1 pseudogene is annotated in these 670 nt (G+C 54.3%); it reads right to left on the bottom strand.

Annotation, left to right across the window (positions count from 1 at the left end):
* Window positions 1-122 (bottom strand): annotated as a pseudogene (locus VSR34_RS38160) (IS110 family transposase); the annotation flags it as partial.
* Window positions 123-670: the final 548 nt, after the last annotated feature.

Genomic DNA, 670 nt, shown 5'->3' with positions numbered 1-670 from the left:
GATGCAACCGTCGCGGTGGCCGTGAGAAGGCCAACGCCAGGGATGTCGGCGACCTTCTGGCAGTCCCCGTTGTTACGAAAGGCGGTAGCGAGCCGACGCTCAAGCACGGCGATTTCCTTGTCGGTGGAGGTCGCACTAGCAAGTCCCGGTCTGGCTTGATTCGTCGTCACACTCAATTGCCATCGCAATGTGTCTGTTCGAGTGGTCTTCCCATACTCGAGAGTCGACGCGCTCTCCGATGAAGTCCGGCGTGTGTTCACACAGGTTTGACGCTCATGAAGCTCTCTTCGTGCGGCCGTTTAAACATGCGCAATTTGTGAGGAATTCAACATCATTGTTTGATAGCCGACGAAATTGCGCCACTGGATTCAGATCGTTTGCGGCCCAATTGTGGCACGGAAGCTGCTTCGAGGAAGGACTGGCATAGCCAGGTCGCTGCTCAGCCGCGGTAATGGACATTGTCACGCTCGCCGCCAAACGATTTTTCAAGCACATGCTGCGTTCCTATCCAGTGCCGCGGGAAATCGTCCGACAGACAAACACTTGACGCGAGGACGATGGAAGATTCACCTAAAATCGACAAAAATGGCGCGTACGCGGTAGCGCCTTGGAATGACATCCATGGCAATGCAAGGTGCATTCCCATTGATTGTCAAAGTTGAACTTGATC

Source organism: Paraburkholderia sp. JHI2823 (assembly GCF_038900695.1).
Taxonomy (GTDB): Bacteria; Pseudomonadota; Gammaproteobacteria; order Burkholderiales; family Burkholderiaceae; genus Paraburkholderia; species Paraburkholderia mimosarum.
This window is presented reverse-complemented; position numbering and strand designations above follow the sequence as displayed.